General features: G+C 62.8%; 27 protein-coding genes. 13 read left to right on the top strand and 14 right to left on the bottom strand.

Translation table 11 applies throughout. The features are described from left to right. The first annotated feature begins 17 nt into the window (after positions 1 to 17). The gene (locus EOB36_RS12140) at positions 18 to 1256 is read left to right on the top strand and encodes an NAD(P)/FAD-dependent oxidoreductase (RefSeq protein ID WP_245467766.1); all 1239 of its coding nucleotides are present in this window, start codon (positions 18 to 20) and stop codon (positions 1254 to 1256) included. A gap of 99 nt (positions 1257 to 1355) precedes the next feature. On the opposite strand, the gene phbB is transcribed toward EOB36_RS12140, so the two are convergent. Further along, the gene (gene phbB, locus EOB36_RS12135) at positions 1356 to 2081 is read right to left on the bottom strand and encodes an acetoacetyl-CoA reductase (RefSeq protein WP_095487354.1); all 726 of its coding nucleotides are present in this window, start codon (positions 2079 to 2081) and stop codon (positions 1356 to 1358) included. Between the two features lie 204 nt (positions 2082 to 2285). Continuing rightward, positions 2286 to 3470: an acetyl-CoA C-acetyltransferase gene (locus EOB36_RS12130; RefSeq protein ID WP_095487352.1), complete on the bottom strand. Its 1185-nt coding sequence runs from the start codon at positions 3468 to 3470 to the stop codon at positions 2286 to 2288. 298 nt (positions 3471 to 3768) lie between these two features. Here EOB36_RS12130 and phaR point away from each other — a divergent pair, with 298 nt between their 5' ends. Next, positions 3769 to 4380: a polyhydroxyalkanoate synthesis repressor PhaR gene (phaR, locus tag EOB36_RS12125; RefSeq protein WP_095487350.1), complete on the top strand. Its 612-nt coding sequence runs from the start codon at positions 3769 to 3771 to the stop codon at positions 4378 to 4380. A 94-nt stretch (positions 4381 to 4474) separates the two neighbouring features. Here phaR and EOB36_RS12120 read toward each other — a convergent pair whose 3' ends face one another. Then, the gene (locus tag EOB36_RS12120) at positions 4475 to 4918 is read right to left on the bottom strand and encodes a hypothetical protein (protein WP_127205831.1); all 444 of its coding nucleotides are present in this window, start codon (positions 4916 to 4918) and stop codon (positions 4475 to 4477) included. A gap of 100 nt (positions 4919 to 5018) precedes the next feature. Between EOB36_RS12120 and EOB36_RS12115 the strand changes: the two genes are divergently transcribed. From EOB36_RS12115 to EOB36_RS12105, 3 genes are all read left to right on the top strand, one after another. Beyond that, positions 5019 to 5675: a TetR/AcrR family transcriptional regulator gene (locus tag EOB36_RS12115; RefSeq protein ID WP_095487346.1), complete on the top strand. Its 657-nt coding sequence runs from the start codon at positions 5019 to 5021 to the stop codon at positions 5673 to 5675. Positions 5676 to 5876: 201 nt separating this feature from the next. Continuing rightward, entirely contained in the window at positions 5877 to 6659 is a 783-nt protein-coding gene (locus tag EOB36_RS12110; RefSeq protein ID WP_095487344.1) for a 3-hydroxybutyrate dehydrogenase, read from the top strand. A gap of 47 nt (positions 6660 to 6706) precedes the next feature. Further along, positions 6707 to 7837: a patatin-like phospholipase family protein gene (locus EOB36_RS12105; protein WP_095487675.1), complete on the top strand. Its 1131-nt coding sequence runs from the start codon at positions 6707 to 6709 to the stop codon at positions 7835 to 7837. A gap of 14 nt (positions 7838 to 7851) precedes the next feature. On the opposite strand, the gene EOB36_RS12100 is transcribed toward EOB36_RS12105, so the two are convergent. Further along, entirely contained in the window at positions 7852 to 8451 is a 600-nt protein-coding gene (locus EOB36_RS12100; protein ID WP_128284926.1) for a TetR/AcrR family transcriptional regulator, read from the bottom strand. Positions 8452 to 8568: 117 nt separating this feature from the next. Here EOB36_RS12100 and EOB36_RS12095 point away from each other — a divergent pair, with 117 nt between their 5' ends. From EOB36_RS12095 to EOB36_RS12075, 5 genes are all read left to right on the top strand, one after another. Further along, positions 8569 to 9030 carry a (2Fe-2S)-binding protein gene (locus EOB36_RS12095; RefSeq protein ID WP_095487340.1) on the top strand — a complete coding sequence of 154 codons (462 nt, stop codon included), beginning with the start codon at positions 8569 to 8571 and terminating at the stop codon, positions 9028 to 9030. A gap of 2 nt (positions 9031 to 9032) precedes the next feature. Then, positions 9033 to 11306 carry a xanthine dehydrogenase family protein molybdopterin-binding subunit gene (locus EOB36_RS12090; RefSeq protein WP_128284925.1) on the top strand — a complete coding sequence of 758 codons (2274 nt, stop codon included), beginning with the start codon at positions 9033 to 9035 and terminating at the stop codon, positions 11304 to 11306. 400 nt (positions 11307 to 11706) lie between these two features. Then, positions 11707 to 12888, top strand: coding sequence for an efflux RND transporter periplasmic adaptor subunit (locus EOB36_RS12085; RefSeq protein WP_128284924.1), 1182 nt, complete (start codon positions 11707 to 11709; stop codon positions 12886 to 12888). Between the two features lie 2 nt (positions 12889 to 12890). Further along, positions 12891 to 16067: an efflux RND transporter permease subunit gene (locus tag EOB36_RS12080; RefSeq protein WP_128284923.1), complete on the top strand. Its 3177-nt coding sequence runs from the start codon at positions 12891 to 12893 to the stop codon at positions 16065 to 16067. Between the two features lie 121 nt (positions 16068 to 16188). Then, complete coding sequence (locus EOB36_RS12075) at positions 16189 to 16347, top strand: DUF3309 family protein (RefSeq protein WP_077375416.1); 159 nt, start codon at positions 16189 to 16191, stop codon at positions 16345 to 16347. A 70-nt stretch (positions 16348 to 16417) separates the two neighbouring features. On the opposite strand, the gene EOB36_RS12070 is transcribed toward EOB36_RS12075, so the two are convergent. After that, on the bottom strand, positions 16418 to 17383 hold the full coding sequence (locus EOB36_RS12070; protein ID WP_095487334.1) for an NAD-dependent epimerase/dehydratase family protein: 966 nt from the start codon (positions 17381 to 17383) through the stop codon (positions 16418 to 16420). Positions 17384 to 17477: 94 nt separating this feature from the next. Here EOB36_RS12070 and EOB36_RS12065 point away from each other — a divergent pair, with 94 nt between their 5' ends. Then, a complete protein-coding gene (locus EOB36_RS12065; protein WP_128241727.1) occupies positions 17478 to 18389 on the top strand; it encodes a LysR family transcriptional regulator in 912 nt (303 codons plus the stop codon). Here EOB36_RS12065 and EOB36_RS12060 read toward each other — a convergent pair. The 4 genes from EOB36_RS12060 to EOB36_RS12045 form a co-directional block, all read right to left on the bottom strand. Continuing rightward, positions 18347 to 19543: an MFS transporter gene (locus tag EOB36_RS12060; RefSeq protein WP_095487330.1), complete on the bottom strand. Its 1197-nt coding sequence runs from the start codon at positions 19541 to 19543 to the stop codon at positions 18347 to 18349. The two genes, EOB36_RS12065 and EOB36_RS12060, sit on opposite strands and share 43 nt — an antisense overlap. 107 nt (positions 19544 to 19650) lie before the next feature. After that, positions 19651 to 20322, bottom strand: coding sequence for a DNA alkylation repair protein (locus tag EOB36_RS12055; RefSeq protein WP_127206704.1), 672 nt, complete (start codon positions 20320 to 20322; stop codon positions 19651 to 19653). A 76-nt stretch (positions 20323 to 20398) separates the two neighbouring features. Beyond that, complete coding sequence (locus EOB36_RS12050; protein WP_095487328.1) at positions 20399 to 20707, bottom strand: DUF1244 domain-containing protein; 309 nt, start codon at positions 20705 to 20707, stop codon at positions 20399 to 20401. A 26-nt stretch (positions 20708 to 20733) separates the two neighbouring features. Beyond that, entirely contained in the window at positions 20734 to 21531 is a 798-nt protein-coding gene (locus tag EOB36_RS12045) for an N-formylglutamate amidohydrolase (protein WP_095487326.1), read from the bottom strand. A 287-nt stretch (positions 21532 to 21818) separates the two neighbouring features. Between EOB36_RS12045 and EOB36_RS12040 the strand changes: the two genes are divergently transcribed. Both EOB36_RS12040 and pyk read left to right on the top strand, forming a co-directional pair. Beyond that, on the top strand, positions 21819 to 22265 hold the full coding sequence (locus EOB36_RS12040) for a DUF1036 domain-containing protein (RefSeq protein ID WP_245329986.1): 447 nt from the start codon (positions 21819 to 21821) through the stop codon (positions 22263 to 22265). Further along, positions 22262 to 23698 carry a pyruvate kinase gene (pyk, locus tag EOB36_RS12035; protein ID WP_095487324.1) on the top strand — a complete coding sequence of 479 codons (1437 nt, stop codon included), beginning with the start codon at positions 22262 to 22264 and terminating at the stop codon, positions 23696 to 23698. Before EOB36_RS12040 ends, pyk begins: the two co-directional genes overlap by 4 nt. A gap of 161 nt (positions 23699 to 23859) precedes the next feature. Here pyk and EOB36_RS35110 read toward each other — a convergent pair whose 3' ends face one another. From EOB36_RS35110 to purE, 5 genes are all read right to left on the bottom strand, one after another. Further along, positions 23860 to 24063 (bottom strand): hypothetical protein, encoded by a 204-nt coding sequence (locus EOB36_RS35110; protein WP_095487322.1) that lies wholly within the window; start codon positions 24061 to 24063, stop codon positions 23860 to 23862. Positions 24064 to 24193: 130 nt separating this feature from the next. Next, positions 24194 to 24778, bottom strand: a complete 585-nt coding sequence (locus EOB36_RS12025) for a hypothetical protein (protein ID WP_128284922.1) — start codon at positions 24776 to 24778, stop codon at positions 24194 to 24196. Positions 24779 to 24892: 114 nt separating this feature from the next. After that, positions 24893 to 25018 (bottom strand): type B 50S ribosomal protein L36, encoded by a 126-nt coding sequence (gene ykgO / locus EOB36_RS12020; RefSeq protein ID WP_006327841.1) that lies wholly within the window; start codon positions 25016 to 25018, stop codon positions 24893 to 24895. A 189-nt stretch (positions 25019 to 25207) separates the two neighbouring features. Further along, positions 25208 to 26284: a 5-(carboxyamino)imidazole ribonucleotide synthase gene (locus EOB36_RS12015; protein WP_095487318.1), complete on the bottom strand. Its 1077-nt coding sequence runs from the start codon at positions 26282 to 26284 to the stop codon at positions 25208 to 25210. Beyond that, positions 26281 to 26778: a 5-(carboxyamino)imidazole ribonucleotide mutase gene (purE, locus tag EOB36_RS12010; protein ID WP_095487669.1), complete on the bottom strand. Its 498-nt coding sequence runs from the start codon at positions 26776 to 26778 to the stop codon at positions 26281 to 26283. The genes EOB36_RS12015 and purE overlap by 4 nt, the downstream gene beginning before the upstream one ends. Between the last annotated feature and the right edge of the window lie 22 nt (positions 26779 to 26800).

Here is a 26800-nt window from a genome sequence, read left to right as displayed (position 1 = left end):
GACAAATGGAGAGAGAAATGTTGCCCGATACAACAGAAGTCCTGATCATTGGCGCCGGCCCGACCGGCATGGCGCTGTCCATCGTGCTGCACCAGGCCGGTGTCGATCATGTTCTGATCGACAGACTGGCGCAGGGGCTTCAGACCTCGCGGGCTGGCGTCATCCACGCCCAGACGCTGGAATCGCTGGAGCCTCTCGGCGTCACGCAGCGGCTGAGCGAACTTGCGCTGAAGCTGCAGAATTTCGCTATTCGCGACCGCAATCGGGCGCTGCTCAAGCTCGATTTCGGCAAGCTTCCGTCGAGGCATCCCTATTTGATGATGCTGCCTCAGAACCTGACCGAGCAGGTGTTCGCCGAACGGATTGCCGCCCTTGGCGGCGTGGTTCACCGCATGGTCGAGGCCAAGGCGGTCGTTCAGGGCGTTGACGGCGCGCGCGTGACGGTGGTCGAGAACGGCCTCGAGAAACTGATATCGGCGCGCTATGTCGTTGGTGCCGACGGCATGCACAGCCTGGTGCGTAAGTCGACCGGCATCGAGTTCGACGGCGCGGCCTATGACGCTTCGTTCGTACTCGCCGATGTTCGTCTCGACTGGCCGGTTGGGCCGACCGAAGTGTCGCTGTTCTTTGCACCAGCCGGGCTGGTGGTGGTGGCACCGCTTCCGGACGGATCATACCGGGTCGTCGCAACCATGGATGATGCGCCGGAAAAGCCCGAGGTCGCCGACATCCAGGCGCTGCTCGACAGCCGTGGACCGACCAAAAACAGAACCCGGGTGCTCGAGCTGTCGTGGAGTTCGCGTTTTCGCGTGCATCACCGCCTGGTCCGCTCGTACCGCAAGGACCGGTTGTTCCTCATGGGTGATGCCGCGCACGTGCACAGCCCGACGGGAGGGCAAGGCATGAACACCGGCATCATCGACGCGGTCGTGCTTGGTCAGTTGCTTGGCGACGTGGTCAACGGCGTGCGCCCGGAAGCGGAGCTCGACCTCTACGAAGCGCTGCGGCGTCCTGCGGCCCAAGAGGTGCTTGAATTGGCGGGCACGATGACCGAGATGGCGCTTACCCGCAGTCCGGTGAAGCGGTTCGTCCGCAATCTCGTGCTTTCCGTGCTGAACCTCAACCCATTCCTGAAGCGTCGCATCGCCTTGAAACTGTCAGGCCTCAGCCGGGCGCCGCTTGCCCGCCTGCCCGCACACCTTCGCGCGAGCCAGGTCCGATCGCCCAGACCAAGCCTGCAGCCGAACCAGGGCTGAAGTTTGTCGCCTGACAGCCGCGATTATCCGGGCCAGCGTCGATCTTGCCCGTACCGGCCGCTGGAGTGGCAGATCAATTATCGGCGAGGAGCCGACGCCTCAGGCGATATACTGACCGCCATTGGCTGATATGGTCGAGCCGGTGATGAAGCCGGCATCGTCGGAAGCGAGGAAGACGACGCAGCGTGCGATCTCTTCCGGTTCGCCGAGGCGGCCGACCGGGATCTGCGGAATGACACGCTCGTTGAGCACCTTTTCATCCATCGCCCTGACCATCTCGGTGGCGATGTAGCCGGGGCAGATGACATTGACGGTGATGCCGGCCCGCGCCCCTTCCTGTGCGAGCGCCTTGGTGAAGCCGATGTCGCCGGCCTTCGACGCCGAATAGTTGACCTGGCCGGCCTGTCCCTTCTGGCCGTTGATCGAGGAGATGGTGATGACGCGGCCGAACTTGCGGTCGCGCATGCCGCCCCACAGCGGGTGCGTCATGTTGAAGACGCCCGACAGGTTGGTATCGATGACCTCTTTCCACTGCTCGCGCGTCATCTTGTGGAACATGGCGTCGCGGGTGATGCCGGCATTGTTGACCAGAACGGAAACCGGGCCGAGATCGGCCTCGATCTGCTTGATGCCGGCGGCGCAGGCATCGTAGTCGGCGACCGACCATTTGTAGACCGGGATGCCGGTCATCGCGTTGAATTTTTGCGCCGCTTCGTCATTGCCGGCGTAATTCGCGGCAACCCTGTAGCCGGCGTTTTTCAGTCCGATTGAAATCGCGGCGCCAATACCGCGCGACCCGCCGGTGACGAGTGCTACCTTTGTCATGCTGTCCTCCCCTTTCTTAATTCGTGCGTGGCAGGCGGGGAACGCTCTAACGGCGATTGAGCCCCGTTCGCCACCGACTATTTCACGGCTTGCCTGGTGCATGAACCCCGAAAATCGAAATCGATTTTTCGGAAAGGATTATGCGCAAGCTCAAAGTGCTACAGCGTGCGCGTCCCAAGGGACGCGCGGCGCTGTAGCCTGTCTTCACAGCGCTTCCACGCACATAGCAACGCCCATGCCGCCGCCGATGCACAGCGTGGCGAGGCCTTTCCTGGCATTTCTGCGGCGCATCTCGTAGACCAGCGTGTTGAAGATGCGGGCCCCCGAGGCGCCGACCGGATGGCCGATGGCGATGGCGCCGCCATTGACGTTGACGATGGACGGGTCCCAGCCCATGTCCTTGTTGACGGCGCAGGCCTGCGCGGCGAAGGCCTCGTTGGCCTCGACCAGGTCGAGGTCGCCGACCGACCAGCCGGCCTTGGCCAGCGCCTTGCGCGAGGCGGGGATAGGCCCGGTGCCCATGATCTGCGGGTCGACGCCCGCGGTCGCCCAGGAAACGATGCGCACAAGCGGCGTGATGCCGCGTTTTGCGGCTTCGGCTTCGGTCATCAGCACCACGGCAGCGGCGCCATCGTTGATGCCGGAAGCATTGGCTGCGGTCACGGTGCCTTCCTTGTCGAAGGCGGGCTTGAGCTTGATCATCGCCTCGATCGTGGCGCCGTGGCGGATGTATTCGTCCTGGTCGACAATGGTGTCGCCCTTCTTGCCCTTGACGGTGAAGGCAACGATCTCGTCCTTGAATTTTCCGGCCTTCTGGGCGGCCTCGGCCTTGTTCTGCGAGCCGACGGCGAATGTGTCCTGGTCGTCGCGGGTAATCTGGAACTGCCGGGCAACGTTCTCCGCCGTATTGCCCATGTGGTAGCCGTAGAAGGCATCGGTCAGGCCGTCCTTGATCATGGTGTCGATCAGCTTGAAGTCGCCCATCTTGACGCCGCTGCGCAGGTGCTGCGCATGCGGCGCCATCGACATCGATTCCTGACCGCCGGCGACGATGATTTTTGCATCTCCTATAGCGATCTGCTGCATGCCAAGCGCGATGGCGCGCAGGCCCGAGCCGCAGAGCTGATTGAGGCCCCAGGCGGTCGCTTCCTGCGGCACGCCGGCCGCCATCGCCGCCTGCCGTGCCGGGTTTTGGCCTTGAGCCGCGGTCAGGATCTGGCCGAGGATCACCTCATCGACCTCCTTGCCGTCGACGCCGGCACGGGCGAGCGCTTCCTTGACGGCGACGGCGCCCAGTTCATGGGCCGGTGTGTTGGCAAAGGCGCCGTTGAAGGAACCGACGGGCGTGCGCGCCGCACTGGCGACGACAATGGCATTGGAAGCGGGCATGTTCTTCTCCAGACTTCAGGGGTCGAATTTGAGGCGCGGTTAGGGACTTTTCTTGCCCTTTCCGTGACCCAAGTCAAACCGGAAATGGGCATGCCGCCCATGCGCGGCAAGCAGGTTGCGCGTCGCCATGGAAACAGCCCGCCCGTTGCCGCGCAGCATATTTAGGCTGCCGTGCAGCATTAATCGATCCCGCACTGCACAAACCACTTGGAATTGTGACGCTTTTGCGCATATCCTTGAAAAGCGCAATCGTTACCGGCCGCTTACTCAAGTGCGCCGGTGTCCCGGGAGGATACTGATGGCCGCGAAAGACGAACCGATTATCATCAAGAAATATGCCAATCGCCGCCTCTACAACACCGGCACCAGCACTTATGTGACGCTCGAGGATCTTGCCGACATGGTCAAGAAGGGCGAGGAGTTCACCGTCCAGGACGCCAAAACCGGCGACGACATTACCCATCCTGTGCTGACCCAGATCATCTTCGAGCTGGAGAACAAGGATGGGCAGAACATGCTGCCGATCCCGTTCCTGCGCCAGTTGATCGCCTTTTACGGCGACCAGATGCAGATGATCGTGCCGAGCTTCCTCGAGCAGTCGATGATCGCCTTCTCAAAGGAGCAAGAACGCTTCCGCGAGCAGATGAAGGGTGCCTTGGGCAAGTCGCCGCTGGACATGATGAAGATCGCCACGCCGATCAAGGCGCTGGAAGAGCAGACGCGCCGCAACATGGAGATGTTCCAGAATGCCATGCGCCTGTTCACGCCCTTCCCACCCGCAGGCTCGAATGGTTCGTCTGCGCCGCCGGCAGAGCCGGCCAGGAAAGAAGGGTCGGAAAAACCCGATGACCTTCAGGAGTTGAAGGAACAGATCGCCGCCATGCAGCGCAAGCTCGACACCATGTCGTGATCACTGGCCGGACAAGGTCCGGCGGAAACCATCCTCTGCAGCCTTGTCAGAACATCTCCGCCTCGAATGAGGCAGAGATGCCATCCGGCCCACGCTATTTCGTCGTCACGGTCACCAGGGCGGTAACGGGTTTGCCGTCCACAAGGACGGGCTTGTGATGATCATCGGCAAGCAGGATGCCGATCACGTGCTTGCCGGCGGCATCCGGGCAATGGCCGAAACGAGCCTTGATAAGATCGCCGCCAAGGTCGCTATTCATGCTGTTGTATGGCCTGCCGGGGATGTTGCAACTGTCTCCGTCGGGATCGATCTTCATATGCACGTGGCCGCATTGGCTGTTGTCGCCGCATTTGCCTGCAGGAAGCAGCGTGAGGTTGCTCCTGACGATGACGCCTATCGCCTTTTCCGCATCATTGCCGAGCTCGATGACCGAACCGGCGGCCGGCCAAACAATTTCCAGGGTAGGCCGATCTTCGGCCTGGGCAGACCCGAGCAATAAGGAGAAAGCGAGGGCAGTCGTTGCGATGATGCGATGCATGGTAACCTCCGTTGTTGTGTAATCACCGATTACATATGAATCGCTCCGGAGCAAGAAAATAATCAGTGATTACATTTTGGCCTTGTGCTATTGGAAAGGCATGACCAGCACCACGGATTCCGGCGAAGCCGCCAACCCCAAGCGCTATCATCATGGCAATCTGGTCGAGGCTTTGATCGCTGCAACCGTGGAGATCATCGAAGAGCGCGGCGCGGAGCATGTGTCTGTGCGCGAGGCCGCAAAGCGTGCCGGCGTTTCGCCCGGCGCTCCATTCCGGCATTTTCGGTCGAAAACAGCACTGCTGACCGCAGTCGCCGAACAGGCCATGAGCCGGCTGACCGAGGCCGTTGCCGATGCGCAGTCAAAAGCCGACAGTGCAGATCCCATTGCGGCCTTCGAAGCAATCGGACAAGGCTATCTGGAATGGGCGATCAGCAATCCCACGCATTTCCAGATCATCAGTTCTCGAACGCTGATTGATTTCGACGCGTCGGACAATCTTCGTGATCAGAATGAAGCCATTCGCCGGAAGATGATCGACCTGCTGACCCAGGCGCAAAAAAAGGGTCGGCTTTCCCCGGACACCGACTTCGATCATCTGGTGCTTGCCGCACGTGCCTTTGTCTATGGGTTGGCGCGCATGGCGATTGATGGCCATTTTCCGGAGTGGCATCCGTCGGAGCAGCCGTCCCTCGCCGTGCGGAGGGCCCTGCGTCTTTTCATGAGCCAGATGACCATTTCCAAAACGCGGTCTTAGGAACACCCCAAAGAGGCTCCCCGGGATCCTGACGAAACTGTTTTCACAGGGCCTGTCAGGCGCACAACTTCGACTGAGGCCGGCCTCTTCATGACAAAAATTTCATGTCGTCGCCGATCCGTGCCGCTGTTCTTGCGCGGCACGAGACATATATGCTGCACTGCAATATGCTTCCGTTAGCACCTACCGAAGGATTCCGCCTTGCCCAGCAGAAAAACCGCCATCGTCACCGGGTCTACCTCGGGCATCGGTCTGGCCATCGCCCATGCGCTCGCGGCGGAAGGCTACAACGTCGTCGTCAATTCCTTTTCCGACACGGCCGACGACCGGGCCATCACCGATGCGATCGCCAAACATCACAAGGTGAAGGCCGCCTATATCAAGGCAGACATGTCGAAACCGGCCGAATGCCGGGCGCTGGTTGCGAAGGCAGCCGAAACCTTCGGTTCGGTCGACATACTGGTCAACAATGCCGGCATCCAGCATGTCGCGCCGGTGGAAGAATTTCCGATCGAGAAGTGGGATGCCATCATCGCCATCAATTTGTCGTCGGCCTTCCACACCATCGCCGCCGCCATCCCGCTGATGAGAGAAGCCGGCGGCGGCAGGATCGTCAACATCGCCTCGGCCCACGGGCTGGTCGCCTCGCCGTTCAAGTCGGCCTATGTCGCGGCCAAGCACGGCATCATGGGGCTGACCAAGACCGTCGCTTTGGAGCTGGCGCGCGACAAGATCACCTGCAACGCCATCTGCCCCGGCTATGTGCTGACGCCGCTGGTCGAGGCGCAGATCCCCGACCAGATGAAGGCGAACAAGATGGACCGCGACACGGTGGTCCGCGAGGTCATGCTCGAAAAGCAGCCGACCAAGGAATTCGTCACGGTCGAGCAGGTTGCCGCTGCCGCGGTGTTCCTGTGCTCGGATGCGGCAGCGCAGATCAACGGCACGCATATTTCGGTCGACGGCGGCTGGACCGCCCAGTGAATTTGGGCGCGCAAAACACATCTGGCCGACAAATCAAGGGCAACGCCATGACGACAAACGGCAAGGCGGAGGAGCCTAAGAAGATCAACGTCGCGCTGCAGGGCGGCGGCTCGCACGGCGCCTTTTCCTGGGGCGTGCTCGACCGGCTGCTTGAGGACGGACGGCTCGACATCGCGGCGGTTTCGGGCACCAGCGCCGGCGCCATGAACGCGGTGGCGCTGGCCGACGGCTTCGTCCGCGGCGGCGTCGAGGGCGCGCGGCGGAAACTCGACGATTTCTGGCGCGCAGTGGCGCTGAAGGGGCGGTTCAGCCCGGTGCAACGCATGCCGTGGGACGTGGCCTGGGGCAACTGGTCGATCGAGAATACGCCCGGCTATCTCTTTTTCGACACCATGTCGCGGGTGTTCTCGCCCTATGTCGCCAACCCGCTCGGCCTCAACCCGCTGCGCGACGTGATCGAGCAGGAGATCGATTTCGGCAATGTGCGCGCCTGCAAGTCGATGGAGTTGTTCATCTCCGCGACCAATGTCGAGACAGGGCAGTTGCGCGTCTTTTCCGATGGCGAGATCGACCTCGACACGGTGATGGCGTCGGCCTGCCTGCCGCAGCTGTTCCGCGCCGTCGAGATCAAGGGCGTGCCCTACTGGGACGGCGGCTATGGCGGCAATCCGGCGCTGTTCCCGTTCTTCAAGACGGCTGCCACCGAGGATGTGCTGTTGGTGCAGATCAATCCGGTGGTCCGCGAGGGGACGCCGAGGAGCGCCAACGAAATTCAGAACCGCATCGACGAGATTACCTTCAATGCCGGGCTGCTGCGTGAATTCCGTTCGATCGCCTTCGTCAAGGAACTGATCGCCGCCGGCCGGCTGCCGCATGGCGAATACCGCGACATCCGCATGCACCGGATCGATGCCGACGAGGCGTTCAAGGACCTGTCGGCGTCGTCCAAGGTCAATGCCGAATGGGCGTTCCTGACCTATCTGCGCGACCTTGGCCGCACCGCCGCCAGCGACTGGCTGGAGGAGAATTACGACGCCGTCGGCAAGCGGCCGACGCTTGATCTCTCAGGCGAGCTCGACGACGGCTTCAAGCCGGTGCGTGGTCCGGCACCGGGCCGGCGGGTCAAGGAGTTCCTCGCGGCACGCAAGAAGCCGGAGGCGGCGCGCCGCCAAGCCTGAGGCATTTGGAGACGTCAGCCTTTTTTCAAGGCTAGATCGATCACCCTGATCAGTGCGGCCGCCGCTTGCCGCTGTTCGTCAGGATCGCTGATGCGCGTCTTCATGCCTTCCAGCCCGTCGAGCAGCATGTCGGCCAGCAATTTTGCCGACAGGCCCTTGGCGGTGAGATCGACGCCATTTCCGACGGCCTCGTCCTCGATTGCCGTGGCGACATGCTCGACAAGACCGCCGCGCCAGCATCCGACCAGATCCGCCACACTCGACTTCATGTCGAGGAGTTCGGCGCCGTGCGGCGAGGCGTGGACGGTGCGCATCATCGAGATCAGCGCTTCGTCGATGGCTCGCGTCATGCGCTCGGCGAAGGCGCCGTCGCCGGCAAGCGCCGTTTTCGCCTTCTCGATCGAACGGCCGAGCAGCATCATGGCGATGGCGCGGTAGATGTCGGTCTTGTTCTTGAACTGGAGATAGAGCGCCGGCCGCGACATATCGGCGGCACGCGCAATGTCGTCCATGGTGGTGCGGGCGAAACCATAGGCCAAAAACACCTTCATCGCGCCGTCGAGGATACGGGCGCGTTTGGGGTCTATGTCGGCGATGTCTTCGATCTCGATCATGGTGCAACTTTATCCTGCAAAAGCTCTGTTGACAAAATAACAAAATTTGTCAAGATGTTTGAGGGGCGAAGCGAGCGCTTCTCCCTTGGGCTGTGGACGACAACGAAGGGTATCCCCATGCGCCTCACCGTCGACGGGCAGGCATTCGATATCAATGCCGATCCCGAAATGCCGCTGCTGTGGGCGCTGCGGGATCTCATGGGCAAGACCGGGCCGAAGTTCGGCTGCGGCATTGCCGCCTGCGGCGCCTGCACGGTGCATGTCGACGGCCAGCCCGTGCGCTCCTGTTCATTGCCGGTCGGTGAGGTCACCGGCGCGGTCATCACGATCGAAGGCATCGGCACCGAAGGCAGACTGCATCCGGTACAGCAGGCATGGCTGGAAGAGCAGGTCGCTCAGTGCGGCTACTGCCAGGCCGGCCAGATCATGAGCGCGGTGGCGCTGCTCGACGAGGTTGCCGACCCGACCGATGCCGACATCGACAATGCTATGGGCGGCAATCTCTGCCGCTGCGGCACCTACCCGAAGATCCGCGCGGCGATCAGACGAGCGGTCGTCCTCAAGACGGCGGGGATCTGACCATGGCCAGTGTCGGAAAGATCGCCCGCCGCACGTTTCTCATCGGCGCGGCTGCCATCGCAGGCGGCGTCGCCGTCGGTTATTATTACTACCGCAAACCTTATCCGAACCCGCTGGAAGGCGATCTCGTCGCTGATGAAGCGACCTTCAATCCCTATGTGAAGATCGGCGCCGACAACACCATCATCATCGTCGCGCCGCGCGCCGAGATGGGCCAAGGCATCTCGACGACGCTCGCCGCCATGGTTGCCGAAGAGCTCGATGTCGGGCTCGACCAGGTCAAGGTCGAGCACGGCCCGGCCTCCTACGCTTATTACAACTCAGCGATCCTGGAAGAGGGCGGTCCGTTCGCCTTCTTCGACGAAAGCATGACCGCGGAAGTAGTGCGCGCCGGCATGGGCGTGGTCGGAAAATTCCTCGCCCTCCAAGGCACCGGCGGCTCGGCCTCGACGCGCGACGGTTTCCTGAAGATGCGGCAGGCAGGTGCCGCCGCGCGGCAGATGCTGATTGCAGCGGCCGCGCAAAAGCTCGGCATAGCCGCCGCCGATCTGGAAACGGCCAATGGCAGGGTCCTGCACAAGGCATCGGGCAAGTCGCTGACCTATGGCGCTGTCGCCGCGACCGCTGCGACGATGGCGCCGCCCGCGGAAGTGCGGCTCAAGGACAAAGCCGATTGGAAGCTGCTCGGCAAACCGCAGAAGCGCATCGACATGCTGGCTAAGGTCACCGGGGCGCCGATCTTCGGCATCGACGTGACGTTGCCGGACATGCTGTACGGGACGATCAAGATGAGCCCGCGCTTCTGGGCCAAGCCGGTCAAGGCGGACCTCTCCAAGGCCGGCAAAATGCCGGGCGTGATCAAGATCGTGCCGATCGAAACGAATTACGGCCACGGCTTCGGCATTATCGCCGAAAACACCTGGGCGGCATTCAAGGCGGCGGAGGCGATCGACGCTGAATGGGCGGATCCCGAATATCCGTTGGACAGCGCCGCGATTTCCGACGTGCTGAAGCAGGCGCTTGGGACCAAAGGCTCGGTGATGCGCGACGATGGCGATGTCGATACCGCCTTCGCCGACGCGCCGCGCGAAAGAATAGTCGAGGCCGACTACGCGGTGCCCTATCTGGCACATGCGACGATGGAGCCGATGAACGCCACGGCGCGGTTGAAGGACGGCGTCCTCGACATCTGGTGCGGCAACCAGGCGCCGACCTTGGTGCGCCAGCTTTGCGCCAGTGTTGTCGGCATCGAGCAGGACAAGGTCAACGTCCACACCACATTCATGGGCGGCGGTTTCGGTCGACGTGTCGAGGTGGATTATGCGCTCTGTGCCGCGCTGATGGCGAAGGAGACCGCAGGCCGGCCGATCAAGGTGATCTGGACGCGCGAGGAGGACATGCGCCACGACGCGTACCGGCCAGCCGCGATCGGCAAATTCCAGGCGCGGCTTGGCGGCGACGGCATGCCGGTCGCCGTCGACATGACAATCGCCTCGCCATCGCTGATAGCCAGCACCTTGCGCCGGCTGTTTCCCTCGATATCGCCGCTCGGCCCCGACAAGTCGATCGTCGACGGAGCCCATAACCAGCCCTATACGATCCCGAACTACCGGGTGACTGGCGTCGCCGCACCCGTCTCGATCCCTGTCGGCTCCTGGCGATCGGTCGGCAGTTCAATCAACGGCTTCTTCCATGAAGGATTTCTGGACGAGATCGCCGTCGCCGGGAAAACCGATCCGGTCGAACTGCGCAAGAAGCTGATGGCTGCCTATCCGGCAGCGGTGAAGGTGGTCGAGAAGGTCGCCGAAATGGCAAAATGGGGCGAGGCGCTGCCCGCCGGCAAGGCCAAGGGCATGGCGTTCACGCTGTCCTTCGGCAGTTGGGTGGGCGAGATCGTCCAGGTCGCCGACACGCCGGCCGGAATCCGCATTGAGAAGGTGTGGATCGCCGCCGATGTCGGCACCGCACTCGATCCCGGCATCATCGAGGCGCAGCTCATCTCCGCCGCCATCTATGGCCTGTCGGCGGCGATGGCTCAGGAAATCAGCTTTGCCGACGGCATGGTCGAACAGTCGAATTTTCACGACTACGATGCCATGCGCATCTCCCAGTGTCCGGCGTTCGAAGTCGCAATACTGGAGAATTTTCACAAGATGGGCGGCGTCGGCGAGGTCGGCACGCCGCCGGCGGCACCGGCACTCGCCAACGCCATCTTCGCACTGACCGGCAAGCGCATCCGGACACTGCCCATGTCGAGGGAGGTGACCTTCGCATGAAACTGGTTTCCATCATGCTGACAGCTGCTGCCACGCTGTTTCGATGGCGCCTTTCCCAACGGCACCGGAAAGCCGAACACAGAACCGATGATGGTCGACGCAACCAAGGGTTTGCCCGAGGAATGCGGTCTACACGGTACTCTTGCATCCGCGTTGCGCCGAGTGCGATGTCGCAGACGAGCGGCCGCGCTGGTCCGGCGCGCCTCATGGCGGCGAGCGCGTCCTGCCCAGCGAAGTAATAACCCATCAACTTTTCTGACTATATTGCGGTGCAACTTTGATGTAGAAGCTCGTTCGTCGATCACGGCAAGTTGAACACGGCCTTGCGCGCACCCATATCGGCGACGCGCCGAGTTAGAAGACGCGGCCTGGCCGATTCCCGCGCACTGGAAAAACGATGATGCCGAAATACAGGTTTCACAAGCTTGCAGCCATTGTTGTGCTTGTCGGGTTCGCTGCCTGGATGGTGACGGGCGAGTTCTCGTCCGTCGGGAGCGCGTCTGCCGACAACAAGCCCAAGGCAGGCGAAGTCGAGCAGCCAAACACGGCTGACGCGGGTAAGCCCAAGCCCACTGAGGCAGAACAGCCAAAGGCAGCGTTACGCACCGTCGCGGTCATAACCCCGCCGCGGCGCACCTATGCGCGCGCCATCCGGATTTCCGGACTGACCGAAGCCGATAAGCGCGCGGTCCTGGCGACGCGTGTCGCCGGCGTCATCGACAAGCTGCCGGTCAAGCAGGGACAGCGCGTCAAGACCGGCGACCTCGTGCTGATGTTGGCAGCCGAGGAAAAGCTTTCGGCGGTCAGCAACGCCAAGCAGCTTTTGGTTCAGCGTCAGGCCGAACTCGATGCAGCGTTGCGGCTGATGAAAACCGGCAATCTGCCCAAGCTGCAGCTCGACACGGCCCGCTCCAACCTGACGCTGGCCCAGTCGCACCTGGAAGCCGCGCAGGCCGAGCTCGACCGCAACGAGGTGAAGGCGCCGTTCGACGGCGTCATCGACCGGGTGCCGGTGGAGCTTGGCAGTTCGGTGATGCAGGGCGGCGAGGTGGCGACCATTCTGAAGCTCGATCCGGTGATTGCCCGCGGCGAGGTCAGCGAACGTGATCTCGGCTATCTGAAGATCGGCGACAAGGCGAATGTACGGTTGGTCAGCGGCCAGACCGTCGAGGGCACCGTGCGCTATATCAGCCGCGACGCCTCCTCCGCCACCCGCACCTTCCGCGTCGAGATCGCGATCCCCAATCCCGAGGGCACCATTCCGGCCGGGATGACGGCCGAGATCGCGCTGAGCGCGCAGCCGACCGACGCCGTCATGCTGCCGCGCTCGGTGGTGACACTCGGCGACAAGGGCGACCTCGGCATTCGCGCCGTCGACAAGGACGACAAGGTCGTGTTCTTCCCGATCGACCTCGTCGACGACACGCCAACCGGCCTGGTGCTCGGCGGCATCCCTGCCGATGCGCGCATCATCGTCGCCGGCCAGGAACTGGTGAAAGAAGGCGAAGTGATCAAGCCGGTCGAGGCCGACCAGGCGACCATCCAGAAGCTGTTGGGCGAAGCGACGGCCGGGACGCAATAATCATGGATATCGTCAAGCTCGCAATCAACAATGCCCGGCTGACCATTTCGGTCCTGATCTTCCTCATCCTTGCGGGTGCGGTCGCCTATCAGTCGACGCCGAAGGAAGCGGAACCCGACGTTCCGATTCCGATGATGTATGTCAGCCTGATCTATCAGGGCATCTCGCCTGAGGATTCGGAACGCCTTCTGCTGCGGCCGATGGAAGCCAAGCTGAAGAGCCTCAAGGGCCTCAAGGAGATGCGCTCGGCCGCCTTCCAGGGCGGCGGCTATGTGCTGGTCGAATTCCAGCCGCAGACGGATCTGGCGACGGCGCTGCAGGACACACGCAGCAAGGTCCAGGACGGCAAGGCCGACCTGCCGCAGGCAGCCGAGGAGCCTGTGGTTACCGAAGTCAACATCTCCGAGTTCCCCGTCATGGTCGTGACGCTGTCGGGCGAGGTGCCCGAGCGCGTGCTCACGGCGGCGGCGCGCGAGTTGCGCGACCGCATCGAGGAGGTGCCCGGCGTGCTGGAAGGCACGCTGCAAGGTGCCCGCGACGACCTCGTCGAAGTCGTCATCGATCCGATGAAACTATCTTCCTACGGGCTTCAGCTCGAGCTGCTGATCGGTGCGGTCGGCGATTCGAACAGTCTTGTCGCTGCCGGCAACATCGAAGGGTCCGAAGGCAAATACGCGATCAAGGTGCCTTCGCTGATCGAGACGCCGGAGGACGTGGCGGCGCTTCCGATCGTCGCCGGCCCCAATGCCGTGGTGCAGGCCAAGGATATCGCCACCGTCCGCTCCACCTTCAAGGACGCCGAGACGGTGACCCGTCTCGACGGCAAGCCGGCAATCGCCATCGAGGTGAAGAAGCGCATCGGCTCCAACCTGATCGACACGATTGCCAAGGTCAGGGAGGTGTCCGACGCCTTCATAAAGACCATGCCGGAAGGCATGCACGTTACCTACACGCAGGACAAGTCGGTCTTCGTCAACCAGTTGCTCGGCGATCTGCAGAACCACGTCATGATCGCCGTGATCCTGGTGTTCATCGTCATTCTCTATGCACTGTCGGGCCGTGCCTCGGTGCTGATTGGCCTCGCCATTCCATCGTCTTTCCTGATCGGCATCCTGCTGTTGGCCATGATGGGCTACACGATCAACATGATCGTGCTGTTCAGCCTCATCCTGGCTGTCGGCATGCTGGTCGACGATGCCATTATCGTCACCGAATTCGCCGAGCGGCGCATGAGCGAGGGGATGCCGAAGGCAGAGGCCTTCGAGCTTGCCGCCAAGCGCATGGCCGGTCCGGTCATCGCCGCGACGATGACGCGCATCGCCGCCTTTTCGCCTCTGCTGTTCTGGCCAGGCATCATCGGCGACTTCATGAAATACATGCCGATCACGCTGATCGTCACACTTTCGGCCTCGATGCTCTATGCGCTGGTCTTTGCGCCGACGCTGGGCGCCTTGTTCGCCAAGGCGCCGCCCCATGACGAGGACGACAACCGTGATGGCTGGTACATGGCCGTGGTCAAGCAGGCGGTGCGCTTTCCCGTCACCGTGCTTCTGCTCACCGTCGCGCTTTTGTTCGGTGTCGGCTTTGCCTATTCGAAATACGGCGCCGGCGTCGAGTTCTTCCCGAATGTCGAGCCTGACTACGGCCTGCTCTATGTGCACGCCCGCGGCAACCTTTCGCTCGCCGAAATGGATGCCGCCACAAAGATCGCCGAGGACCGGCTTCTCGGCTGGCCAGGCGTGAAGTCGGTCTATACCCGTGTCGGCAAGACGCAAGGCGGTGGCCAGGACATACCTGAAGACGTGGTCGGGGTGATCCAATACGAATTCGTCGACTGGCGCGAGCGCAAATCGGCGAATGCGATCCTGGACGAACTGCGCGGCGTCATGGCCGGCATTCCCGGCGTCGACGTCGAGGTTCGCGTGCCCGAGGCCGGCCCGCCCACCGGCAAGCCGATCCAGATCAGGCTTTCGGCCGTCGATCCGAAAGGTCTCGACGACAAGGCGCGCGCGGTCGCCGCCCGCATTGCCAAGGTGTCCGGTGTGATTGACATTTCCGACGGCCTGCCGCCGCCCGGCGTCGACTGGGCGCTTGAGGTCGATCGCGCCAAGGCGGCACAATACGGCATCAGCCCGACCTCGGTCGGAACGGTGGTGCAATTGGTGACGAATGGGCTGAAGCTCAGTGAATATCGGCCAGCCGGTGCTGACGACGCCGTCGACATCAGGCTGCGTCTGCCCGAGGACCGGCGCACACTGTCGGCGCTCGACGATCTCAGGGTGCAGACCTCGCAAGGCTCGGTGCCGATCTCGAATTTCGTCGTGCGCAAGCCGGAGCCGACCGTCGGCATCCTCAACCGCATCGACGGCGCGCGCACGGTGGTCATCCAGGCCAATGTCGCCGCCGGCGAACAGGTCGCTGCTGTCCAGCAGCAGGTCACCCAGGCCGTCGCCGACATGGACCTCGGCAGCGGCATACGCTGGAAGCTCGCAGGCTCGAACGAGGACAGCGCGGAGGCCAGCGCCTTCCTCAGCAAAGCCTTCGGTGCTGCGATCTTCTTGATCTTCATCGTGCTTCTGGCGCAGTTCAACAAGTTCACCAGCGTCTGGCTGGTGCTGTCCTGCGTGGTCATGGCGACGGTCGGCGTGTTCCTGGGACTTCTGATAACAGGGGAGACCTTCGGCATCGTCATGTCGGGCATCGGCGTCATCGCGCTGGCCGGCGTGGTGGTGAACAACAACATCGTGCTGATCGACACCTATGACCGGCTGCGGGAAGAGGGCTGGGATAAGGTCGAAGCGGTTCTGCAGACGTGCCGCGAACGCGCGCGCCCCGTCGTGCTGACGGCGGTGTCGGCGATTCTCGGCGTGTTGCCGATCGCCTTCGGCCTCGGCCTCGAAATCTTCCATCACGAGACGACGATCAACGCGCCGTCGACGCAATGGTGGATTTCACTGTCCTCGGCGATCGTCTTCGGCCTGTCGTTCGCCACCGTGCTGACGCTGGTGGTAACGCCGTCGATGCTGATGGTGTTCACTCGGGCCAAGGTCAAGCCCGGCGCACGGCGCGGCTGGCTCAGCCGCTTGTTCGGGCGCGGCAAGGGTGCGATCTCGCCGGAGGAGTCGACACCAGAGCTGGACGCCGAACCGGCGATCGCCTTCCCGAAGGCCGCCGAATAGGCCGATTTTGCTTGGAGTGCCGCGCGTCCATTGGACGCTCAAAGAAGAGGCCGCTCGGGAACAACCGGGCGGCCTTTAGCATTGTAGCGGTATAGTAGCACCTCATGGCGAGGAATCTCTCATGACGCTCAGCACCATTCTCATCATTATTTTGATCCTCATCCTGATCGGCGCAGTGCCGACGTGGCCGCATTCGCGATCCTGGGGCTATGGCCCTTCCGGTATCGTCGGCGTCATTCTGATCGTGCTGCTGGTGCTGCTGTTGATGGGCAGGATCTGAAGCCTTGTGCGTACGGCAAGCCGCGGAGGCCTATCGGCCGCCGCTGCTTCTCCTGATCAGGCATCTTCTGTCAGGCGGCGATCCGGTTGCCTCCTGCACCGGCGGTTGGAATGCCGATGTCGTTCAGGGCATCCGCGATGGCTTTATCCAGCTCCGTATGCGGGATCGTGCCAATGATGCCTTCCAGCCTTGCCGAGGTTAGCTGGTGTGGCTCGAAGCGGAGATAGGACATCGAGACGAGCTCGCGCCACATCGCCACGAACGGGCTGCCGGCGCGCAGCACCCACCACGGCATCGACGTTAGTTTCAGCGTGCGCCCCAGGGCCTGTTCCGCGGCCGCTTTGATCTCCAGATCGGTGACGGCGTGGCCCGGAAAGTTCAGCGCCTCGTAGGAGCCGAGCTTGTTGAGGTTTTCGGTCAATCCGACGAAAGCCTTGGCCAGGTCTGGCAGATAGGCCCATTCATGCACGAGATCGGCCGGTCCGGGGGCCGTATAGACACCCTTGTCCATCTTGGCGGCCACAATCAAATCGAACCACGAGCCGGTGCCGGTGCCACCAAAAAAGTCGCCGGCGCGCAGCAGAATGGTCCGCACGCGGCCCGCTTCAGCCTCGCGGCGAAAGAGGCCTTCCATGGCGACGCGGATGCGGCCCTTTTCGGTCGTCGGGAGAAATGGCGTGTCTTCGGTGATCACCGCCGGCATCGGCGAGCCGTAATTGTAAACGTTGCCTGGAGCGAGGTGCAATGCGTCGTTCGCCCGGCACGCGGCCATGACGTTCTCCGCCATCGGCAGGCACTTGCCCCAGTCGGTGTAGATCGGGTTGAGGCCGTTGAAGATGATGTCGACGCCTTCGGTGGCGCGGATAAGCGCTTCGCGATCAAGGCCATCGCCGGCGACGGCCGTGGCGCCGGTGAGCTCTGCCGGTATCCTGCCGCTGCGGGTGATGGCGCGGACATCGTAGCCAGCGTCGATAAAGGCCTTGGCCACCACGCGGCCGAGCCGGCCATTGGCACCCAGAATTGCGATCTTGGTCATTTTTCGTCTCCGTGTTTGCGTTACGTTCACAATATGATCTGCTCGCAAACGAATGGAAATTGACTGAATTTGGAGATCTGATATTCAGTTCTGAATGGAAATCGACTGGAACCTAATCAAGAGTTTCGTCACCGTGGCGGAAACCGGCAGCCTGTCTGCTGCCGCGCGCAAGCTGGCTGCAAGCCAGCCGACGCTCGGCCGCCATATCGCCGAGCTGGAGCAGGCGCTCGGCGTCACCCTGTTCCGGCGCGGGCGGCGCGGCTATGCGCTGACCGAAGCCGGTAGCACGCTCTATGAACGCGGCCGAGCGGTAAGCGAGCAGGCGAGCGCCTTTTCGCTTTTGGCACTGGGATCGGTCGAGGCGATCGAGGGCACGGTGCGGATTGCCGCCAGCGAGGTGGTGGCGGCCTATGTCCTGCCCGAGATGACGGCGCGGCTGGGTGCCGAGGAGCCCTGCATCGAGGTCGAGATTGTCGCGTCGAACCAGGTTGAGAACCTTTTGCGCCGCGATGCCGATATCGCCATCCGCATGGTCAAGCCGGCGCAGAACGAGCTGGTGGCGCGCAAGGTGACCGACATTCCGCTCCGCGCCTGCGCGGCAAAATCCTATCTCGACCGACGCGGTCGTCCGCTCAAGCCCGGCGATCTCGTCGGCCACGAGCTGATCGGCTTCGACCGCAGCGACGAGATCATTCGCGGCTTTGCGCAGTTTGGCGTCCCGCTCACCCGCAATGCCTTCCGCTTCAGGACCGACAACCAGATTGTGCTGTGGGAGGCGGTGCGGGCGGGAAACGGTATCGGTTTTGGCCAAGAACCGCTGGCCGACCGCGATCCGTTGGTGGAGACATTGCTGCCGGGCCTCGCGCTGCCGACGCTGCCGGTATGGCTAGCCATGCACCGCGACGTGCGCACCAGCGTGCGCATCCGCCGTGTCGCGGATTTTCTTTATGAGGAGTTGAAGCGCTATTCGGCTGGTGCTGCGTCGGGAGCGAATTCGGCGCGGTGAGCGAGCCCGGCCATCAAAAATACGACGACCAGCAGCCCCGACAAAGCGACGAAGATCGGACCGAAGCTTGAGTGCTCGGCGATGAAGCCGATTGCCGACGGCGCCACCAGAATGCCGGAATAGCCCATTGTGGTGACGACGCTCATGCCGGTGCCGGACGACATGCCTTCCTGGTTGCCGCCGGCCGAAAACAGGATCGGCACCATATTGGCGATGCCGAAGCCGCAGAAGGCAAAAGCCGCGATGGCGAGCCAGGGCGAGGGCGCCAGCCCGGCCACCAGCATGCCGGCAGCGGCGACAAGGGCCGAAACGCGCAGTGTCGTCACCGCACCGAAGCGGTTGCGGACGCCGTCGCCAAAGAAACGCATCACGGCCATGATGCCGGAAAAGGCCGCGTAGGCAAGGCCAGCGATGGCAAGATCGGCGCCGAGTTCCTGCTGCAGATACAGCGCCGCCCAGTCGAGCACCGCGCCCTCGGAGATCATCGTCATCAGCGCCATCAGCCCGACCAGATAGACCAGCGGATTTCCGGGCAGGGCAAATTTGCGCTGCCCGGTGCCCCTTGATGGTCCTCGGAGCGGCTTGTCCTCGGCGATCAGATAGCGGACTGCCACTGCAATCAGGGCGAAAGCGAACGCCGTCACTACGATCGCATGGGCGAGATGACCATAGTTCTGGATGGCGAACCCGCCGAGAGCGCCGCCGGCGAAACCGCCAAGGCTCCAGAAGCCGTGGGAGGACGACATGATGGCGCGGGACAACCGCCGTTCCACCACCACCGCATTGGCATTCATGGCGACATCCATGCCGCCGATCGAACCGCCGAAGATGAACATGGCGATGGCCGCAAGCGGCACATTGGGCGCGAGCGCCACAACCAGCAGGCCGAAGCTTCCGATGAGACCGAACCAGCGCAGCACGGTGCGCGACCCATGCCTGGAGATCAGGTGGCCGCACCAGGTCATCGCCGTGACCGCGCCGGCGCCGAACAGCAGGATCAACAGGCCGAGCGTGAACTTCGAGATGTCGAGCCGGGTCAGGAACACCGGGATCTGCGGCGCCCAGGCGCCGGTCAGAAAGCCGTTGGCCAGGAACATGGCCGCCACGGCCCATCGTCCACGAATGGCGGTCTGCATGATTTTTTGCGCGTGCATCGCGTAGAATCCGGTCTGAAAATGGCCTCGCGAGGCAAATTAGATCGATTCAATTTCCAGTCAAGCGCTCAGGGCTGAAAGTGCTTGGGCCAAGCCAAAAGCTTCCTTCATGGACCTCTCGTTCCCTCGCGTCGGCGAACCATCTCGGCGATCCACATCGGTGCGTAAGGTGGCGTGCAGCCGGGTGATGCAGGATAGTCGATGAAGACAGCGAGCCGTTCGCCAATCCCGATTGCTCGCGTTCGAAGTTTCGGGTGGTGAATGCCGATCTCGGCGAGGCAGTGGTTCATTGCCCATTGTTTCTGAGCAGGCGCCTTCCTCAGCTCCTTCTCAATCTGGTCGAGCAGGGCATCGAGATCGAGGCCCTCGGCGTTCCTGACGACCCTTTCGGTCGTCAGGCTCCAGCCTGCTCGACCGACAAGGTCGTCGCCGTCCTTCCAGCCCAGACGAAGTTCTTCGGCGTGGCGACCGGGCTTCACCACGTTCACGATGAACCAATCGAGCAGCTTGGGAGAGCGGATGTCGCTTATCATCGTGTCGAGCTCGGCCGCAGAGAAGGCCTTCGGCCTGCACACCAGGGTCGCGACAAGGCGCGCGGCGGTATCGCCTGTAGCCCAGAGCTGAAGTGCGAGGTCATGCTGGGTCTTCAATCGCTTGGCGAGAGCGCGAAGATGGGTGAGGTTCACACCGTGATCGTCGCCACGGCGTTCATTGGCCTCGCGCATCTTCGGATCTTCGAGCGCGGCGAGCTCGCGCAAGACGTCCTTGACTGTTGACATGATGCTCTCCTCCCTTCGCAGCGTTCCTCTCGCTTTGCGCTGACCGGCTCGGGCCGAACTCGGTCGTTCAGCGATCCTAATGATCTCTGGGGCGTCTTGCCTCGAACTCCGCCTTCTTGGCATCGGAGGCGTCAAGCTGGTTGAGCGTCTGCCATTCGGCATAGGGCATGCCGTAGATGATCTCGCGCGACTGGTCCTTGCTGAGATCGACGCCCTCGGCCTCGGCGGCGTCGCGATACCAGTTGGAGAGGCAGTTGCGGCAGAAGCCAGCGAGGTTCATCAGGTCGATGTTCTGCACGTCCGTGCGTTCGCGCAGATGCGCAACCAGCCGGCGGAAGGCGGCGGCTTCGAAATCGCGTTTTTGCTCGTCGCTGAGTTCGGTCATGTGTTCTTGGCCTCCTCGGGCTCTCCTTACAGCGGCCCGGTGCGCGAGCCGAATCGTTTGACCTGATGTATATCGGGACGGCTGTTTATCGCGTCAACGATCGGCGCCAGCCGTTCGGCCCAGGCGCCTGCATTCTTCCGATCGGCGATCAGATCCTGGCGGATTTCGATCAGCGCATGAGCAAAGCCGTTGACGATGGCATGCCTGAACATGGTGTCGCCACGTAGCGCGCCGTCATAAGGCTCGTTATCGCCGACGACGAGGTCTTTGTCGGCGGCCAGCATATCGATCAGCGGTCGCGCCACTCGGTCGTCGCGATCCCACAAGATACCGACATGCCAGGGGCGCACGAAGCCCTGCATGAACTGGGTGAAGGAATGTACCGAAAAGATGAAGGGCGCACTCGCGGAAGCCTGGGCCACCGAGGCGATCATTGCGCCGACCGCATCGTGATAGGGCCGGTAGAAGCGATCGATCCGCCTTTCACGTTCTTCCGGGGCGAGCGGATAATTTCCCGAAATGACGGTGCCGTCATAGAGTTGGCGGATCAGCGTAGGATCGTCCTCGCCGCGATTGGGGTCGATCAGAAGCCGCGAAAAGTTGGCGAGCACCGCCGGCACGCCGAGCAAAACGGCCAGCTCGCGCGTCACTGTCTCGACACCGATGTCGTAGGCGATATGGCGGTCGAATTCCGCCGCCGGCAGGCCGAGGCTGCCATAGTCCTCCGGCAGGTCGCGACGAGCGTGATCGGCCAGGAGCACGATGCCTCTCTTACGGTCGCCTTCGACGATGTCGAAAGGCGCGAAAACTGTGGATCGGGTCATTGGCGGGAAATGGTCTGTTCGCTGGCTTCCGGGGAGGGTGGTATCGTCATTCCACGAAGAGGACGCGTGCGCAATGCCGTCGTTTGGCCACGGTTTCTACGGAAATCTGGCGGAAGGTGACAGACCATGCGCCGGAGCCTTTCTAAATCGATTGGAATTGAGCAAAAGGGCGCGTTGACATGCGCCCGGACTTTTCCGAAAAGGGGCGTTGAGAGATGCAAATGTGGTTCTTGAAGGGTTTCAGGATGGGTTCCGCCGGCAAGTCGCGCGTGCGCTACGGCTTCGCCATGCCGCTCCTGACCCTTGCCGTGGGCCTCGCCGCGATGGTTGCTGCCTCGCCCGCGCGCGCCGATTTCCGTGTCTGCAACGCCACGCAGAATCTGGTCGGCGTCGGCATCGGCTATCGCGCCAAGGCCGGCTGGATCACCGAGGGCTGGTGGCATATCGAGGGATCGAGCTGCAAGACGTTGATCGAAGGGCCGCTGTCATCAAGGTTTTACTATCTTTATGCAGAAGACGCCGAGCGTGGCGGGCGCTGGGATGGCCCGATCAACATGTGCGTGGCTGAAAAAGAGTTCAAGATCGCCGGCGTTGCCGATTGCGTCGCTCGGGGCTTCCAGCGCGCCGGATTCCAGGAATATGACACGGGCGAGCAGGCAAGCTGGATGGTCCAGCTGACCGATGACCCCGCAACGGGGGGCGCTCCAGCCGCCCCGGGAACAAACAGTCAATGAGACGCAGCCGCAAGGTCAAGATACTCGCCACCATCGGTCCGGCCTCCTCCTCCGAGGACATGCTGAAGAAGCTCTTCGAAGCCGGCGCCGACGTGTTTCGCATCAATATGAGCCACACCGATCATGAATTGATGCGCACACTTGTCGGTCGCATCCGCAACGTCGAGAAAGCGGTCGGCCGGCCGATCGGCATTCTCGCCGACCTGCAGGGGCCCAAGCTGCGGGTCGGCAAATTCGCCAACGGCAAGGAGGCGCTGACACTCGGCCAGACGTTCACGCTCGACGACAATCCCGAGCCCGGCAATTCGACCAGGGTCTATCTGCCCCACCCCGAAATCCTGAGATCGGTCGAGGCCGGTCACCGCCTTTTGATCGATGACGGCAAGCTCGAGCTGAAGGCGGTGAGAAGCGACGGCAAGGCGATCGTCTGCACCGTCGTCGCCGGCACCACCATCTCCGACAAGAAGGGCGTCAGCCTGCCCGACACCGACCTACCGGTCGGCGCGCTGACCGAAAAGGACCGCAGGGACCTGGATGCGGTGCTGGCCACCGGCGTCGACTGGGTGGCGCTGTCGTTCGTGCAGCGTCCGGAGGATCTGGCGGAAGCGCGCAAGATCGCGCGCGGCCGGGCACTCATCATGGCCAAGATCGAAAAGCCGCAAGCCGTCGCCCGGCTGGCCGAGATCATCGAACTTTCGGACGCACTGATGGTTGCTCGCGGCGATCTCGGCGTTGAAATGCCGCTCGAAGCCGTGCCCGGCATCCAGAAGCAGATCACCCGCGCCGCGCGCCGCGCCGGCAAGCCGGTGGTGATCGCCACGCAGATGCTGGAATCGATGATCACCGCGCCAGTGCCGACCCGCGCCGAAGTGTCGGACGTCTCGATCGCCGTGTTCGAAGGCGCCGACGCCATCATGCTTTCGGCCGAATCCGCGGCCGGCTCCTACCCGGTCGAGGCGGTGGCGATGATGAACCGCATCGCCAGCAAGGTCGAAACCGACCCGACCTATGCCGGCATCATCAATGCACAGCGCTCGGAGCCTGAAGCGACCGGCGCCGACGCCATCTCGCTCGCCGCCCGCGAAATCGCCGAGACGCTGAAACTGTCGGCGATCATCAGCTATACGGCGTCGGGCACGACCGGCCTGCGCGCCGCGCGCGAGCGGCCGCAGGTGCCGATCGTCGCGCTGTCGCCGATTGTCAACACGGCGCGGCGGCTGTCGCTTTTGTGGGGCACGCATTGTGTCGTCTCGCCCGATGCCATCGACCTCGACGACATGGTCGACCGCGCTTGCCGCATCGCTTTGGACGAAGGGTTCGGCAAGCCGGGCGACCGGGTCATCATCACGGCCGGCGTGCCGCTGAGGACGCCGGGCTCCACCAACATGCTGCGCATCGCCTATGTCGGTTCAGACGCCCAGATCAGGCGCTAGAGCAAATCACCCAAAGATGCGCAGCGATTTGGGTAAAAACAAAGACTTAAAGCGCGTCGCAAGAATCCATTCAAACGCGACGGCTTTAGGCCGCTCACGCCGAATTCACCAAGCTGAAGCCTCGCCTCGATGGGACTGGGAGCGTAGCGACTTATTGCCGATCAAGAAGGTGAGGCGACGGCGAGCACGATCGCGATTATCAGCAAGAGCGGTCCCATCCATTTGAAATGGCTGGGAAGGCGTGCCAGCCAAGTCTGTTGTCCGGTTTGGGGTTGGTTCGGCAGCTGAAAGAACCCGTAGCCGACGCCCGACATCCATAGACCGGCGCAAAACATTATGAATTCGTCGATGTAAGCTGCGATCATGATTGCCGAACCGCTCCAACCCTAGACAGGAAACCACACCTCGCGCTCACCGACAAGCAGCACTGCAAGAACGGCAGCAATGTTGAAATTGCCGTGGAGCGTCGCAGCCAGGCGCACTGGTCCACCGGCATCAAATCCCTTCGCCGGCAAGTTCTTCCGAAAGCGTGGCGACCTGATCCTGGGCGCTGCGCAGCATCGGATAGATGCTGAGCACGCGCTGCCAGGCTTCCAGCGCCGATTCCTTGTGGCCGGTTACGGCCATGATCTGTGCCAGGCCGGACAGCGCGCCGAAATGGCGCGGCTCGAGCTGCAGCGTGCGGTCGATGTCCGCCATCGATTTCCCAAAATTATTCATCATGAAATGTACGGTGGCGCGCCGGTTCCAGCCTTCCGCATAGGCCGGTTGCAAGGTCACCACCTGGTCGAGGAAGTCGAGCGCCACGTCGAACTTTTTCTCTTCGACCGCCTTTTGCGACCATTGCATCATCAGGTCGATCGAGGCGCTGCCGGATTGCACCCACTCGTTCGAGATGCGCGCGGCGATGCGCTCTGCGGCTTTTTCGTTGCGCTCGCGCTTCAGGTCGACAAACAGCTGGTCGAGCCTTGCCTCCCTGGTCGTGGCAATCGGAGGGGCGACCGTGTCCTCCGCTTGAGCCGGAGGTACGGCGGAGCCGAAAAGAAAAAGCGCCGCGAAGAATGCAAAACGAATCCGCATGGCCGAGAATCTAACCCCGGACGGCAGATCGTCAAACTGAATTTAGCGTGAGAGGGCCGGGAGGCCAGCAATTACATCATGCAAGCGTGGAGGCAGGCCTCCACGCGAAAAGACTCAGCCCTGGCGCGCCTTGTAGCGCGGAGCGGTCTTGTTGATGATGTACACGCGGCCCTTGCGGCGAACCAGCTGGTTGTCGCGGTGACGCGCCTTGAGCGCCTTGAGCGAATTCTTGATCTTCATGGTCTTGCCCGTCGGTCTGGGCCCGCTTGGGCCGAATTATTAAGGCGCGCTCGGAAAGCGCGCCTCTCAACTTGTGCGTGGCTCATAAACGAGGAGCCTTGCCCGTGTCAACCGCAGCATGCTTCATGGTGCGGCGGATTTTGAGTTTCTGCTCTATCGACGGCGTTAGAGCGGCGCCGTCCAATAGCCTCAGCGGCGACGGCTCATTCGCGTAAAATGGCCCATTTTGCGGCCGGGACGCGCCTCGGCCTTGCCATAGAGATGCAGCATCAGGTCAGGCTCGGCGAGCAGCGCTGGGACGCGCAGGATGTCGTCGCCGATCAGGTTTTCCATGACGCAGTCAAAATGGCGGCCGGGATTTCCCAAGGGCAGGCCGGCGACAGCACGAATATGCTGCTCAAACTGCGAGACGATGCAGGCGGCTTCCGTCCAGTGGCCGGAATTGTGAACACGCGGCGCGATCTCATTGGCCAGCAGCGCGCCGTCGGCAAGGACAAAGAACTCGATGCCGATGACGCCGACATAGTCGAGTGCGGCAAGTATCTCTGCTGCTGCTGCCTGCGCCGCAGCGGCGGTTTCGGAGCCTATCCTGGCTGGCAAGGTCGAGCTGTGCAGGATGCCGTCGCGGTGGACGTTTTCTGCCGGGTCGTAGGCTGCGAGCGAACCGTCTATGCCGCGCGCCGCGATCACCGAAATCTCGCGTTCGAAGGCGACGAAGGATTCGAGGATCAACGGCACGTTGCCCATCGCCTCGCAGGTGCCGGCAAAGCCGCCCGTTTCCATGTTGCGGAAGACACGCTGGCCCTTGCCGTCATAGCCCATGCGCCGCGTCTTCAATATGCCGCTGCCGTCGAACTTTTTCAGGGCCGCCGTCAATTCGTCGTCATTGTCGACGGGACAGAAATCCGCGGTGGGAATGCCGATGCCGTTGAGGAATTTCTTCTCTGCCACCCGGTCCTGCGCCACTTCCAGTGCGCGCGCCGGCGGATAGACCGGGACCGTGACGGCAAGCGCGCTGGCGGCCATGACCGGAACGTTCTCGAACTCGTAGGTGACGACGGCGCTGACTGCAGCCAGTTCGGCGAGCGCTGCCGTATCGTCGTAGGCAGCGGTGATCTGCCGGTTTGCGACCTGTGCCGCCGGGCAATCCGGCTGCGGTTCCAGCACGACCGTGCGGTAGCCGAGGCGGGCCGATGCCATGGCCAGCATGCGGCCGAGCTGGCCGCCGCCGATGATGCCGATGGTCGATCCCGCGGGCAGGCTCATGGCGTGTCCGTCGGCTCGGCGGCGACCTTGGCGGTCTGGGCGGCGCGCCAGGCGTCGAGCCGGGCAGCGAGCTTTTCGTCGGTCAGCGCCAGCACGGCAGCGGCCAGAAGGGCGGCATTGGTGGCGCCCGCCTTGCCGATGGCCAGCGTGCCGACCGGAATGCCGGCCGGCATCTGCACGATGGAGAGCAGCGAGTCCTGTCCGGAAAGCGCCTTCGATTCCACCGGTACGCCAAAAACGGGGAGCGGCGTCATTGCCGCCGTCATGCCGGGCAGGTGCGCCGCACCGCCGGCGCCGGCGATGATCACCCGAAGACCGGCCGCCTTGGCGCCCTTGGCGAAGTCATAGAGCCGGTCGGGGGTGCGATGGGCCGAGACGATCAGCCGCTTGTGCGGGATGCCCAGCGCCTCCAGCGTTTCGGCGGCGTGGCGCATCGTCGCCCAGTCGGACTGGCTGCCCATGATGATGGCGACGTCGGCGCGTTGATCGTCCAAGCTTCTGCTCCCGGCGGCAAAG

The sequence above is a fragment of the Mesorhizobium sp. M6A.T.Cr.TU.017.01.1.1 genome (genome assembly GCF_004023115.1).
Lineage (GTDB): Bacteria > Pseudomonadota > Alphaproteobacteria > Rhizobiales > Rhizobiaceae > Mesorhizobium > Mesorhizobium mediterraneum.
The sequence above is the reverse complement of the archived record's forward strand: the minus strand, read 5'-3'. Positions and strand labels throughout refer to the sequence as shown.